We start from the raw sequence: 14,067 nt of genomic DNA on the forward strand, positions 1-14,067 counted from the left end.
CGGGCCGCGATGCAACGCCCACAGAACGCACCATGACAGACTCCTCACTCACCACCGTCCGTCCTACCGACCAGCTCGCCGCCCTGCGCACCGGTGCGGGCCTCGCTGCGCTCTCCGCAGGCTGGATCGCCGTCACCGGAGGCGACCGCGTCCGCTGGCTCAATGGCATGGTCACCAACTCCGTCCAGGCACTTACGCCCGGCGAAGGCGCCTACGCCTTCCTGCTCAGCGTTCAAGGCCGTATCCAGGGCGATGCCACCGTCTGGGCCGAAGCCGACCGCCTTCTGCTGCAGACCGCGCCCGCACAGATCGAGCCCATGATTGCGCTGCTCGACCGCTTCATCATCATGGATGACGTGGAACTCGCCGACCTCTCCGCGGAGAAGCACGGCCTGCTGGTCGCCGGCCCTGCCGCAGTCGAAAAGCTCGCCGCCATCGGCGTTGCCGCGCGGGCCTCGCGCCTGCTGAAACGACAGAACATCGACTGGCAGGGCAAGCCGCTCGTGCTCATCACCGCACACAGCCCGCTTGTGCCACGCTTTGAGCTTTGGGCAGATTCCGCCACGGATATCTCCGATCTCACCGCAGCCCTGCAAAACGCCGGCGCGACAATTTGCGACGAGGCCGGCCTGGATCTGCTGCGCATTGCTGAGGGCACGCCGCGCTTCGGCACCGACATACGCGACCGCGACCTGCCCCAGGAGACGGAACAGACCCGTGCCCTGCACTTCAACAAGGGCTGCTACCTCGGTCAGGAGATCGTGGAGCGCATCCGCTCGCGCGGTAACGTCCACCGCACCTTCACCACCTTCGCGCTGTCCGGGGAGATCCCGGCGCCCGGCACCGCGCTCACCGCAGACGGCAAGGCCGTCGGCGAGCTGACCAGCATCGCCGCAGAACCCATCGACGGCCAGCGCCTCGCGCTCGGCTTCGTCCGCCGCGAAGCCATCGACCGCGGCCTCCCGCTGACCTTCGAAGGCGGCACCGCAGAACCCCGTACCGCCGCAGCCGCATCCTAAGGCCAATTAAGAGAGTTTGAGAGAGAGCAATGTCAGAGCAGGAGCAAAACAAACCCTTCGTCATCAACGACCGCCGCAAGTTCCGCATGGACGGTGAACCGCGCGAGACACCCGCGGAGAGCCCCGCAGCCACGGTTGCAGAGACACCGGCAGCCGCGACCGAACCAGTCGCCGCAAACGTGACGGAGATGCCGGCGCCCGCGGTGACCGAGCCTGCGGAAGCTCCCGCGCACAAGCACCACAACGAGCCCATCCCCTTCAACAGCGCGCACTCCATCACACCCGTGCCCGAGCCCGCGGAAGAGGAGACCGCAGCAGCCGAATCAACCGAAGGCGAACCCGATCTGCCGCCGCCGCCCACCGAAGAGGAGATGCAGCAGGTACGCCTCGCCTACGAGACGACCTCGGAGCGCCTCGACACCATGGTTCGCTCGCAGAACCTGGGCGCAGAGCACCCGCCCGCCATGGACTTCACACAGCTCGTGCAGTCCATTTACATGTCGGCCATGATGCAGCTCGGCGCAGGCACGCAACAGGGCCAGCAGGCGCGCGTCGACATCCTCGGCGCAAAGCAGAGCATCGACATGCTCGGCATCATCGGTGAGAAGACCTCCAGCAATCTCACGGACGTGGAACGCCGCCTGATCGACGCTGCCCTCTTTGAGCTGCGCATGGGCTTCCTCGAAATCACGCAGCTGCTCGCCCGTCAGGCGCAGGCCAAGCAGGGACCGCCACCCGCAGGTCCCGGTACTGGCGGCAGCGGCTTCGGCGGCGGCGGGTTCACCGGTGGCGGTCCCCGGATTGTCCGCTAGCAACACAAACAGCGGCGCAGAACTCCTCTTCCTGGGAACGGGCACGTCCATGGGCGTGCCCACCCTGGGTTGCAAATGCGCTGTCTGTCACTCGACCGATCCACACAACAACCGCATGCGTTCCTCCATCGCCCTGCGCTACCACGACGCCGCACACGACGTCCGGCGCACCGTCCTGATCGACACCGGTCAGGAGTTCCGCATGCAGGCCATCCGTTTCGGCATCGACCATCTGGACGCCGTCCTCTACACCCACGGCCACGCTGACCACGTGCTGGGCTTCGACGACCTGCGGCCCCTTACCTTTGGCCACGCCGCGCATCTGCCCATCTACGCAGACGATCCCACAGCAGACCTGCTCGAGCGGATCTTCGACTACACGTTCCGCAAGGTTGATCGATACCCAACCAGCGCCCGCGTCGATCTGCACCGCCTCAGCTCCGAACCCGGCACCACCGTCGAGCTCTTTGGCGCAATGATCGAACGCATTCCCGTCCGGCACGGCCATCACATCATCGCCGGCTATCGCTTCGGCGACGCGGCGTACCTCACCGATATGAGCGACCTGCCCGAGGCCAGCTACGATCGCCTGCGCGGCCTCGATATCGTCGTGCTCGATGCCCTCCGCCGCGAACCGCACCCCAGCCACTCGCATCTGGACAAGAGCATCGCCATCGCCCAGCGCATCGGGGCGAAGCAGACCTACTTCACCCACATCTCACACGACCTCGAACACTCTGCCACCGAAGCCGAACTGCCCGAAGGCATCCACATGGCCTACGACGGCCTGCAACTGAACTTCGACATCGCAGCCTTTCCAACCGAGGGAGACGCAGCATGATCGTCTTCCGCTCGCTCGCTGAAGTGCCCGCCGACTTCGGCCCCAGCATCGTCACCATCGGCAACTTCGACGGTTTGCACTGCGGCCACCGCACCGTCATCACCGAGGTCGTCGCCCGCGCCCGTAAAAAAAACGCTAAGGCAATCCTCGTTACACTCGATCCGCATCCCGCGCGCGTCCTGCGCCCCGAGTTCCCGCTGCGCCTGATCACCCCGCTCGACGTGAAGCTGGAACTGCTCGCTGACACCGGCCTCGATGCCGTCCTCCTGCTGCCCTTCACGCAGGAGTTCTCGCGGACCACCGCCCGCACCTTCTGCGAAACTGTCCTGCGCGACACGCTCCACGCCGCCGAGGTCCACGAGGGCGAAAACTTTCGCTTCGGGTACGGTGCCGAAGCCGACATGCACTCGTTGGAATCCCTCGGCAACGGCTGCGGCTTTACCGCGCACATCTTCGCGCCGCTCACCATGGGCCGGCAGACGGTCTCGTCCAGCCGCATCCGCACCGTCATAGGCGAAGGCAACATGAGCGCCGCCCGACACATGCTCGGCCGCCCCTTCGCCGTCGACAGCACACCCGCACGAGGTCGCGGCTACGGCACCCAGTACGCCGTACCCACCATCAATCTCGCTCCCTATGCCGATCTATTGCCGGCGAACGGCGTCTACGTCACGGACCTGCGCGTCGGCACCGGCGCCTCTGCTATCACCTTCGAAGGCGCCACCAACATCGGAAACCGCCCCACCTTCGGCGAAGACTCCTTCGCAGTCGAAACCTACCTGCTCCGCTTCCACCCAATCCCGCTCGACGAACAGACGCCACTCCGCATGACCTTCCACAAGCGTCTACGCGAAGAGAAAAAATGGCCGTCCCCTGAGGCCCTGAAAGCCCAGATCGGCCAAGACGTGGCCCGAGCCGAGCGCTGGTTTCACCTGCGCAAGGCACTCGCTAGGGCGCCAGGCGCAACGAGATCCCGTTGATCGGAAGGGCACAGCTTCAGCTGTGCCAAGAATCAACTCTGGAGCCCGGCTTTAGCCGCCGAGGTTTAGCTTTACGATCTGGACTCGCCAACATCGCTCCAGAAAGATTCTGCACCCTACCGGGGAGCAGGCACCCGAGGTGGCTCGGTCGTCGTGCGCGGCGCGGCAGGCTTTGCCCCCGTATACGGCCGATAAGGCCCTAAAGGCGATGCCACGTAACCCTTCGGCGACGGCGCAACCTTCACACTACCGGCAGAATCATCCGGCATTGCATCCGGCGCAGCCTCCGGTGTCTCCCGCACGACCGGCGCGGGAGCCTTCACAGCGGGCTTCTCCGCCGAATCGTCATCGTCATCCGAATCATCATTCGGCACCACTGGCTGCTTCTTCACTACGGGCGCCACACTATCCGCACCTGCGTTCACTTCCAACGTCTTCTTCGCCGCCGTCGGGAAGCTCTCCACCGGCGTCCGCGCAATAGCCGCCTTCATGAAGTCGATCCACATCGGTAGCGCGGCCTTGGCGCCGGTCTCCTTCTCGCCAAGCGACTTGCGATCGTCGAAGCCGATCCACGAGCCCGCCGTGACACTGGGCGAAAAGCCGATAAACCACGCATCGGTGTAGCTGTTCGTCGTACCCGTCTTGCCACCCAGCGGATGCTTCAGCGTTGCGCCTGCCACCGCAGCCGTACCGTACTGCGGCACCGCCTCCAGCAGCTTCATCATCGTTCGCGCCGTATCGACCGAGACCACTTCCTTCACCTGAGGCGCCGACTGCTTCAGTGGCAGGCCGTCCGCCTGCACAATGCGACGAATGACATGCGGCTTGATCAGGATGCCGTCGTTCGGAAATACCGAGTAAGCGCCCACCTGCTCCTGCAGACTGATGCCCGCCGAGCCGATCGCCACCGGCAGAAACGACGGTAGATTCGAAGTCACACCAAACCGGTGCGCAACCTCGATCACCTTCTTGATGCCCACCTGGTTCGCCAGCTTCAGCGCCGGGATATTCCGCGACTCCGCGAAGGCATTCAGGATCGTCATCGCGCCCTTGTAATCCGCCTCGTAGTTATGCGGAGTGTAGGGGCCGTTCGGCGTATAGAAACTTGTCGGTCCGTCGACAATGATGTCCGTCGGCTTCGTGTGCAGATTTTCGATCGCCGCCGTGTATACATACGGCTTGAAACTGGAACCCGTCTGCCGCTCGGCCTGCGTTGCGCGGTTAAACTGCGACAGCGAGAAGTCGCGGCCGCCCACCATCGCAAGCACCTCGCCGTTGTTGTTATCCACCGCCATCATCGCGGCCTGCGCGCCGGTATCCTGTTGCAGCGTCGCATGCATCGTCTTATCGCCGGACGTCGCATCCTCGATCCGCACATAAGCAATGTCGCCGCGCTGCAACAGCTTGTCGCCATTGCCCATCGTCGTCCACGCCCAGTCGGCTGGAGTCATCTCCGCATACCGCTTGCCGATGCGCACAATCACGCGCCGCGCCGTCGCCTCTGTGACCAACGCGTGGAAGTAAGCGCCATTCTCCACCGACTGCGTCCAGTCCGGATGGACGTACGTCTCCAGGTCCGCGCCGGTCGCCGCAATGTTGACCAGCTTCGCCTTCCATCCGTGCCGGCGTTCGTACGCCGCAGCACCATCCATCACGGCCTTGTTCGCCGTAAGCTGCAGGTCGAGATCCATGGTCGTGAAAATCTTCAGACCCGAGCCATGCACAGCATCTGACCCGTACTCCTGCTCCAGCTGCCGGCGCACCTCTTCCACAAAATACGGCGCAACCGTGTTCGTCTGAGGTTCGATGTGCAGGCCCATCGGAGCGGCCTTCGCTTCTTCATATTGCGACCGCGTAATGTCCCCGTCGCTCAGCATCTCGCTCAGCACCAGGTTGCGTCGCTTCAGCGCACGCTCCGGATGACGCAACGGCGAATACGAAGTCGGCCCCTTCGGCAGCGCTGCCAGCAAAGCAGCCTCCGGCAGCGTCAGGTCGTGCACCTTCTTCGAAAAGTAGTACTCGCTGCCCGCCTCAAACCCATAGACGCCGCTGCCCAGGTAGATCTGGTTCGCATACAGGGCAAAGATCTGCGGCTTGGTGAAGTGCCGCTCAATCTGAATCGAGAGCAGAATCTCCTGGATCTTGCGCGAGTACGTCTGATCCATCGACAGGAACAGGTTTCGCGCAAGCTGCATCGTCAGCGTCGAAGCGCCCTGCCGCCGCCCCTTTGACCGCAGATCGACGTACGCCGCACCTGCCACGCGGAACGGGTTGATACCCGCATTCTTCTCAAAGCTCTTGTCTTCGATGGACAAAATGGCGTCGTGCAGCACCTTCGGAAACTCGCTGTACGGAACCACAACGCGCCGCTCCAGCGCAAACGATCCGATGCTGCGGCCATGCACATCCAGCAGCTCTGTCGTGGTCGCCGGATGGTAATGCTCCAGATCTTCCATCTGCGGCAGATCGGTCGTGTTGACCAGCGTCAGCCCGACCAGGCTGCCAAAGATCGCCGAACAGCCCAGCAGACCGTAGAAGATGCCGCGCCGGGCCTTCGCCCGCGTTGGAAAGTACTTCGCCCACCTTGTACGCGCGTACGGCACACGGGGCGATCCGGCACGCTGCGTCTTGCGCTGCTGCGCCGTTTCTTCGTCGCGAGTGAACAGGGATGGCACAGTTTTTTACGGTAGCACGGAGGCGCCCAGGGGGTGGATAACCGATAGGAGTGAGGACCGACCGGGGAAGTTGTCACGGACGCCAACAATCTTCATCGCACCTCCCTTTAACCCCATCAGCTTTGGGCTGGAAAGGAAAGGGTGCCGCTAAGAGCGGCACCCTTTCAGAAACAAGAAACTAAAAACCAGAAACCCTCTTACGCCGCCTTGGCCTTCAACAGATCCAACGCCTTATTCAATTGCTCATCGATCTGGGCATTCGGCTTCGCCACCGGCACCGCAGGCTTTGAAGAGTTCACCGTCTGCGTGCTCGAAGCACCATCCGGAGTGTCCTCGTCGTCCTCGTCTGCAGTTACGACTTCAATCGCCGAAGCCACAGCGACCGGCGGCGTCAAACCCTCGTCCTGGAACTTCTTACCGCTCGGCGTCTCGTACTTCGCAACGGAGAGAATCAGCGCTGCACCGTCCGGCAGTTCAAACGTACGCTGCTGCGATCCGTCGCCAAACGTCTTCTCGCCCACCAGCTCGCTTCGCTTGGAATCAAGCAGGGCGCCGGCGACAAGCTCCGCCGGTCCAGCCGTGCCGTGGTTCACGAGCGTCACCATCGGCGCAGTTGCATTCACGCTCTTACCTGGCTCCGCCGTAAACGTCTGCTTCGAGACCTTCTGACCCTCCAGCATGGCAAGCGTGCCGGTCTTGATGAACAGATTCGCCATGCGCAACGCCTCGACGTTGTCGCCGGTCGAAACATCACGTAAGTCCAGCAGAATCTTCTTGGTATTCGTCTTGCCCATGTTCTTCAGCTTCGACTCAACCTGCTGCACATGCTCCTTATCCAGCGTCACCGGCTTGATGTACAGGATGCTGCCGCTCTCGTAGAAGACCTCACCAGTCGGCGCATGCGCCACTTCCGCACGAGTAATCGTCAGCTTCTCCGGCACAGACCTGCGAGGACGAATGACCGAAAGGTTGACGTTCGTTCCCTTTTCGCCCTCCAGCATCATCTGCACCGTGGCCAGCGACAGGTCGCGCGTACTCTTGTCGCCGATCGACTCGATCATGTCGCCATCATTCAGGTTGGCCTTATCTGCAGGGCCACCCGGCACAACGGAAACAACGGTCGCATACCCAAACCGCTTGGCCACGTTCAGGCCAATCTGCGCCTTCGGCTTCTCGCCACGCGCCTTATACGCCTTGTACTCTTCCGGTGTCAGATAGCTCGAATTCGCATCGAGCGACTCCAACAGACCGCGCAGGGCAGCATCTGTCACCTTGCCCATATTTGGGTCGACTACATAGTCACCCTGGATATGCCGCAAGACCTCGCTATACACCTGCATCTGCCGGTACGCACCCTCCTGTGGCTGCCCCGCCGCCCGTACACGGCGGGCGTTGGCACCCAGGAACATCGTCAACAACAGAACAGCAGAGACAGCGAGCGTAGAGATCTTAAGCGACTTCGGCATCGGCAGAGCGTACCCCGGGAGACGGACTTATGCTTCACCAGGTTAGACGCACCCCGGTCGAGATAGCATACGCCCGATTTGGCGTTAGAGTTGGTGCACAGGAGCCACATTTCCAGCCCCCATGCGCGAAATGGCCGTAAACTTCGGAGATTCTGTTTTGAGGGTGTCCGCATGCGTTTCGCCAAACGAACCGGCCGGCTACTCCTGTTGCTGGCGATCGCCTATCTGTCTTCCCTCGTTCTGTTTGTGGGCGGCATGCGGTTCGCCACTGTCGCCTACCGCCATCGCTGCGCGCGCCTGATGGCGGACTTCCAATCGTTGGAGTTGCACAAAACATCATGGTCGGAAACCCAGCGGATGATGACCAGGTGGGGACGTCACGGCCGGTATGAGGGCACCTGCGACGCGAACTTCTGCCGCTACACCATCCGTTTGGGAAGTCCCATCGAACAAGCGTTTAAGACCTCGACCTCATTTGCGGCCTCTAGTCGGTCCCTCCTGATACCGTTGGCTCTGTACTTCCATCCAGCGATCATCTTTGGAAATCGCCCCGCCAGCTTCATGGTTTCATTTGTTGTTCAGGGAAATGTTGTGTTGCGTAAAGGCGATAGTTTCACTGTTGGAGGAAGCGGAGAGTCCACGCTTGTTGCAACCAGCCACTCAGCGGACCGTGTGAACGGGGGCGATCCAGGCTGGCTCATCTCCGGAACAGAGCAACTGGCGACGCATCCTTACTATTCGGTCAGCCGCCCGGGCGGCTGTTCGACCTGCTCCATGGTGCAGGTCGTCTTTAGTCTGCAGACACCAACGGAGCAGGCGCGAAGCCTCACACGCTTCAACTTTGAATGCATCGGCCGTATACGTCCCTGCAAATACATGGAGGAAATCTTCCCTGCGTCGGCCGAGTGGAATCTTTACGATCGTCAACGGAGCGATAAGCCAGATCCCGAGAACAAAGCGGAACTACCCGTCGATTGCCGCGTTCCTCTTTTCGCCCGGGCTCGGGAAGCGGATGCGGTTTTACGCGTTATGTCGCTTGCTCGAAAGGAAGCATCAGATCCAGATCCTTTGCGTCCACCAACGACCATGGAGCAAGCCCACGTGCGGATTATAGAAAAACTAAAGGGCGGGGAAGGCTGGCAAATAGGAACAGAGTTGCTCGTATACACCCACCCATCCTTGGCTTATCAACCAAGAAAAATCGAGGTGCCGCTCACAGCGGGTTCTACCTTCTATCTGCTACAGACAAAGTATCCAATGGAGGCGCCAGACACAGTCGAGAGCGGACGCTGTCTGACCATTCCTGACCTTCCCGGCGTGCGCGCACAACTCCGGCAAGGCATCCAGAAAGAAACGCCGCTCCGCGTTCCCGATCCGTGGCGGGGCTACTTCAAATGGGGAGGCTAAGACGGGGATCTTGGTGGCGGTGACTGGGCTCGAACCAGTGACCTGCGGGTTATGAGTCCGCCGCTCTAACCAGCTGAGCTACACCGCCATGGGTGTTGGGGAGTACCGTCTGTCTGCGGCGGGAGCCGCGAGGCACTCCATGTAGTTTACTGGAAGTCGGCCCGCAGACCAAACCGCTGGCCCGGAAAAAGCATGCCAATCACCCTCGGAGTCATTCCCGCCCGCCTCGCCTCCACCCGCCTGCCCGGTAAAGTGCTGCGCCCACTCCTCGGTCGCCCCATGCTGCAGTGGGTCGTTGAGGCTGCCCTCCGCTGCCCGCAACTCGACGCTGTCGTCGTCGCCACCGACAGCGAGCAGGTCGCCGACCTCTGCAAAATCAACGGCTGGCTCTGTCAGATGACCGACGCCGATCTGCCCAGCGGCACCGACCGCATGCGCGCCGTCGCCCTCCAGCGCGAGGCAGACATCTACGTCAACATCCAGGGAGACGAACCGCTCCTGAAGCCCGAGCACATTGACGCGCTCCTCCGCCCCTTCGCCCGCGGTCCCCAGGTCGAATGCACCACCGTCAAAACCGTCTGCGCACCCGAAAACATCACCAACCCCAACGCCGTAAAGGTCGTCAACGCCACCGACGGCCGCGCGCTCTACTTCAGCAGGGCCACCATCCCCTACGATCGGGACGCCAATCTCGCCGGCGACCTCGCCAACGGTAAAGCCACCTACTGGAAGCACCTGGGCCTCTACGCCTACCGCCGCCCTGCCCTCCTGCGCTTCGGAACCCTCGAAGCCAGTCCGCTGGAACAGACCGAACGCCTCGAGCAGCTGCGCCTGCTCGAAAACGGCCTCGCCCTGTACGTCGAAGCCGTTGATTTCGACACCGTAGGCGTCGACACCGAGGCCGACATTCCTCGAGTAGAGGCCCTCCTGCGCAAACGATTCGCGCTGTAGATTGAGCTGCATGCGCTAAAGTCGGCAGTCTTTGCCGGAGCCGCATGTACGGCAGACACAATCCGCAGCCAATGCCGCAAGTGTTAAGGATCACGAACGCGAACAGCGCCAAAGGCCTGACCGGGGTAGCCGACGCTATGAGGGCCGAGGGCCGGACCGAATCTTAGCCTTGAGCAACGCGCTAGGTTGGTGCCGTTTCTTGATGCACAAGCGCCAACGGCGCGCCCTATAGGGCCGCGCCGTTGGTGCTGCTTTCATAGAACGAGACGCCAATCCTACTCCGCCACAACGCCCTTGATCTTCCGTGCCAACGGAATCGTAACCTGTAACCCTTCGGCCTCAACCTCAACCTTCACCACCGCCAGCGACCGCGCAATCCACGTCGCCGCCTTCAACTCCGCGCGAGGCGTGGAGCTGAGCACCGCCAGCACCCGGCAACCAGCGCCCAGCCCGGAATTAACCCCCACCACCGCATCTTCCGCGACGATGCACTCCTCCGGGGCGAACCCCAGCATCTCGGCTCCGCGGCGATACGGCTCTGGATCGGGCTTACCCTTGGTCACCATGTCAGCTGTAACCAGGTTCTTCGGCCACGGCAGACCTGCAGCAGACAGCCGCCCCTTCAGCAGGCGCTCCGTGCAACTGGTCACAATCGCCCAGCGCTCCTGCGGCAGCTTCGTCAGCAGCTCCATCACTCCCGGCAGCACCTGGATATCGCCTACATCCTCGATCTCCATGTCCTCAATGATCCGCAGGCCCGCATCCGGATCCAGATCGGGCCGCAGCATCTGAACGATGTCGCGAGCGGGAACACCATGCGGCAGCACAAAATTCTTCGCATTGGGCACGTCATGCATCATGGCCCAGCGCCGCCAGCAGCGCGTCGCACTTGCAATGGAACTGATCAGCACACCATCCAGGTCAAACAGGAAGGCCTTCGCCTCGGTCGTTACAGCAGCCAACTAACCCTCCAACACAAACTGCTCAGCAGCCTTCAAAATTTTCGTCACAGCATCCTGCGAATTCGATTCGCAGTACACGCGCAGCAGCGGTTCCGTGCCACTCGCACGCAACAGCAGCCACGTCTCCGCCGCGTTCTTTAAACCAAACGACGCAGGATTCTCCAGGTAGAACTTGATGCCGTCCATGTCCTCGGACTTCAGCACCTTGTACCCGGCGATATCCGTCAATCCGCTGCTCGCCCGCTTGATCGCCGAATGCTTCAATTGCTCATTGATATGCATGTCGATGCGGCCATACTGGTGCTCGCCAAACTCCGCCTGCAGCATCGCAACCAGCTCGCCCAGCGTCTTCTTCTCTTCCGCCATCACGTTCGCAATCAGCAACGCATTCAGGATGCCGTCACGCTCCGGCAGGTGCCGCTTGATCCCGACCCCGCCCGACTCCTCGCCGCCGATCAGGATGTTCTTGCTCTCATCCAGCATCAGGTCACAGACATACTTGAAGCCAATCCCATGCTCGTACAGCTTGCGGCCATACTTCGCCGCGATGCGGTCCAGCATCTTCGTCGTGTTGAATGCACGCGTCACGTCGCCGGGCCACTTCTTCTTTTCCAGCAGCCACCAAAGCAGGATCGAGTAGATCTTGTGCGCATCCACCACATTGCCATGCTCATCGACTGAGCCGATGCGGTCCGCGTCGCCATCCGTCACCAGGCCTGCCGCGCACTTCTCTTCCACAACCTTCTTCTGCGTCAGCGCAATATGCGGCAGAATCGGCTCCGGATTGATACCCGGAAACAGCGGGTTATGCTCCGCACGAATCTCGACACACGGCACGCCCGCGCGCTCAAAGATGCCCTTCAACACGCCCGCGCCCGCACCAAACATGCTGTCAATCAGGAAGCGCTGGCCGCCCTTGGCAATCAGCGGTAGGTCCGCAAACGCCTCGACGGCCGCAACATAGTCCGGCATAAAATCCACTTCGGTAATTGCGCCAGGCGTCTTTGCCTCAGGCAGCGGCACGCCCAGGTAGCCCTCAATCTGCTTGATGATTCCCGGCGAACCCGACCCGCCATAGCTGGCCTTGTACTTCACGCCATTCCACTGCGCGGGATTATGCGACGAAGTGATCATGATTCCGCCCGCCGCGCCCAGCTTCCGCACGCCATAGCTCAACGCCGGTGTCGCCGTAATGTCCTTCGCCAGCAGCACGGGAATGCCGGCCTGGCTGATGACCTCCGCCGCCAGGCGCGCAAACTGAGGCGACCCGAAACGGGTGTCATACCCGATACAGACGCCCTTTGAGGCATCCTCATGCGCAACAACATAGTTCGCAATCGCAGTTACAGCGATGCGCACGTTGGCATACGTAAAGTCATCGGCAATGATGCCGCGCCAGCCGTCGGTGCCAAACTTGACGGCGCTAGGGGTTGTAGGGATCTTCGTCGTTTCACTCATCGGAATGCTTCGATTATCCCATCCGGGGGGGCCGGGAGCCACAAAACTGCCCCCCCATCCGCTCCGAGGAACAAAAGCGCCTTTTACCGCGGCATCCAGATCCTTCGCCCCGTCAATCAGCGGCGGACATCGCTTTGAGAACAAGAATCGCCTTTGCACCAAATCTGGTGCAAAGGTCAGCTGTACAGCACTCCGGCCTTAACTGAGCGGATCCTCCTGCGTCGTGCATGGCTCACAGCGTCCACAGCAAGACGATCTTCCACAAGTCGCCGCGCGTGCTATCCAGTTCCTGGCTCGGAGGACAAAAGCAATGCCCCGGCAAGCCGGGGCCATTGCGTGTCTTCAAGGGCTTAAACAAGGTCCTTGCGGCCCGAGTGGCTCAATTCACTAACTACACGCCCAACCTCCTGCGAGTGCGCCCTCGTCGTGATCAGAAGGGCATCGTCTGTCTGCACAACGACCAGGTCGCTCACGCCCAGCAAGGCCACCGTCAATCCCGGCGCAAAGACATAATTGCCAAAAGCATCCATGTGCAGCATGCTTTTGCTCTCCACCACGTTCGCATGGCCCTTGCTGCCGCCCTTCTGCATGGCATGTTCGTGCAAGGCATTCCACGATCCCAGATCGTTCCAGCCAAAGTCGGCCGGTAGGCAATAGATATGCCCCGCGGCCCCCTTCGCCGATCGCGGCTCCAGCACCGCATAGTCAATGCTGATGTTCTCGATCGCCTCGAACTCTGCAGCAAACACAGCCTCAAACTCCGGCGTGCCAAAGGCTGCAGCAATGCGCTCCAGAGGAGCGGCCATCGCAGGGCGGTGCTCGCGGATCGCATTCGCGAGCGTCCGTGCCGACCAAAGGAAGATACCCGCATTCCACGAGTAGTTACCGTCCGCCACAAACTCAATCGCTCGGTCGATCTGTGGTTTCTCCGTGAACCGCTGCACCGAACGCGCCGCGATTGACGCATCAGCAAAATCTGCCGGAGCACCCTCTTGGATGTAACCGTAGCCAGTCTCTGGCCGAGTCGGCGGCGCGCCCAAAACCACAATGTTCTCGCCTGCCGCTGCGATCTGCATCCCCGAGCGAATCACCTCGGCAAAGCGTGCGTCGTTCGCCACCACATGGTCCGACGGAAATATACCCAGGATCGTATTCGGCGCTGTGCGTTCCACAATCATTGCTGCCAGCGCGCATGCAGGCGCCGTGTTCCGCGCAAACGGCTCACACAGAATCCGATCCTCGGGCACCTCCGGCAACTGCCCTTTGATCGTCGCAGACAGCAGATCATTGGTGATCACCAGAAAATCTTCAATCTGCGCCAGCGGACGCAAACGCGCCACCGTCTCCTGGATCATGGTCTTGCCGCTTCCCGAGAGCGGCAGCACCTGCTTCGCGCGAGACTTGCGAGACCGCGGCCAGAAACGTGTGCCGCTACCGCCTGCAAGCACAACAGGAACCAGCGCTACCACCTTGTTATCAATTGTGTTTGCCATGAT

Annotated in this window: 11 protein-coding genes and 1 tRNA gene; 6 read left to right on the top strand and 6 right to left on the bottom strand. The window is 61.6% G+C overall.

Annotation, left to right across the window (positions count from 1 at the left end):
* Positions 1–32: 32 nt before the first annotated feature.
* The 4 genes from ygfZ to ribF are packed head-to-tail and all read left to right on the top strand — an operon-like array spanning position 33 to position 3,652.
* Positions 33–1,019, top strand: coding sequence for a CAF17-like 4Fe-4S cluster assembly/insertion protein YgfZ (gene ygfZ, locus TERRO_RS18570; protein WP_014787249.1), 987 nt, complete (start codon positions 33–35; stop codon positions 1,017–1,019).
* Between the two features lie 29 nt (positions 1,020–1,048).
* Positions 1,049–1,831, top strand: a complete 783-nt coding sequence (locus TERRO_RS18575; protein WP_014787250.1) for a DUF1844 domain-containing protein — start codon at positions 1,049–1,051, stop codon at positions 1,829–1,831.
* Positions 1,821–2,672 (top strand): MBL fold metallo-hydrolase, encoded by an 852-nt coding sequence (locus TERRO_RS18580; protein ID WP_014787251.1) that lies wholly within the window; start codon positions 1,821–1,823, stop codon positions 2,670–2,672. The genes TERRO_RS18575 and TERRO_RS18580 overlap by 11 nt, the downstream gene beginning before the upstream one ends.
* Positions 2,669–3,652, top strand: coding sequence for a riboflavin biosynthesis protein RibF (ribF, locus tag TERRO_RS18585; protein WP_014787252.1), 984 nt, complete (start codon positions 2,669–2,671; stop codon positions 3,650–3,652). Before TERRO_RS18580 ends, ribF begins: the two co-directional genes overlap by 4 nt.
* A gap of 116 nt (positions 3,653–3,768) precedes the next feature.
* Here the strand turns inward: ribF and TERRO_RS18590 are convergent, their stop codons facing one another.
* Both TERRO_RS18590 and TERRO_RS18595 read right to left on the bottom strand, forming a co-directional pair.
* Entirely contained in the window at positions 3,769–6,327 is a 2,559-nt protein-coding gene (locus TERRO_RS18590) for a penicillin-binding protein 1A (RefSeq protein WP_014787253.1), read from the bottom strand.
* Positions 6,328–6,524: 197 nt separating this feature from the next.
* On the bottom strand, positions 6,525–7,793 hold the full coding sequence (locus tag TERRO_RS18595) for a S41 family peptidase (RefSeq protein WP_014787255.1): 1,269 nt from the start codon (positions 7,791–7,793) through the stop codon (positions 6,525–6,527).
* A gap of 171 nt (positions 7,794–7,964) precedes the next feature.
* Here TERRO_RS18595 and TERRO_RS18600 point away from each other — a divergent pair, with 171 nt between their 5' ends.
* Complete coding sequence (locus TERRO_RS18600; protein ID WP_014787256.1) at positions 7,965–9,200, top strand: hypothetical protein; 1,236 nt, start codon at positions 7,965–7,967, stop codon at positions 9,198–9,200.
* A gap of 11 nt (positions 9,201–9,211) precedes the next feature.
* On the opposite strand, the gene TERRO_RS18605 is transcribed toward TERRO_RS18600, so the two are convergent.
* Positions 9,212–9,288, bottom strand: a tRNA-Met gene (locus TERRO_RS18605).
* A gap of 104 nt (positions 9,289–9,392) precedes the next feature.
* Between TERRO_RS18605 and kdsB the strand changes: the two genes are divergently transcribed.
* Positions 9,393–10,151 (top strand): 3-deoxy-manno-octulosonate cytidylyltransferase, encoded by a 759-nt coding sequence (gene kdsB / locus TERRO_RS18610; RefSeq protein ID WP_014787257.1) that lies wholly within the window; start codon positions 9,393–9,395, stop codon positions 10,149–10,151.
* Positions 10,152–10,426: 275 nt separating this feature from the next.
* Here kdsB and TERRO_RS18615 read toward each other — a convergent pair whose 3' ends face one another.
* The 3 genes from TERRO_RS18615 to TERRO_RS18625 form a co-directional block, all read right to left on the bottom strand.
* Positions 10,427–11,113: an HAD-IA family hydrolase gene (locus TERRO_RS18615; RefSeq protein ID WP_014787258.1), complete on the bottom strand. Its 687-nt coding sequence runs from the start codon at positions 11,111–11,113 to the stop codon at positions 10,427–10,429.
* Positions 11,114–12,571, bottom strand: a complete 1,458-nt coding sequence (locus TERRO_RS18620; RefSeq protein ID WP_014787259.1) for a phosphoglucomutase/phosphomannomutase family protein — start codon at positions 12,569–12,571, stop codon at positions 11,114–11,116. It lies immediately after the preceding gene.
* Positions 12,572–12,921: 350 nt separating this feature from the next.
* Positions 12,922–14,064, bottom strand: a complete 1,143-nt coding sequence (locus TERRO_RS18625; RefSeq protein WP_014787260.1) for a mannose-1-phosphate guanylyltransferase — start codon at positions 14,062–14,064, stop codon at positions 12,922–12,924.
* Positions 14,065–14,067 lie beyond the last annotated feature (3 nt).

This window comes from Terriglobus roseus DSM 18391 (genome assembly GCF_000265425.1).
Lineage (GTDB): Bacteria > Acidobacteriota > Terriglobia > Terriglobales > Acidobacteriaceae > Terriglobus > Terriglobus roseus.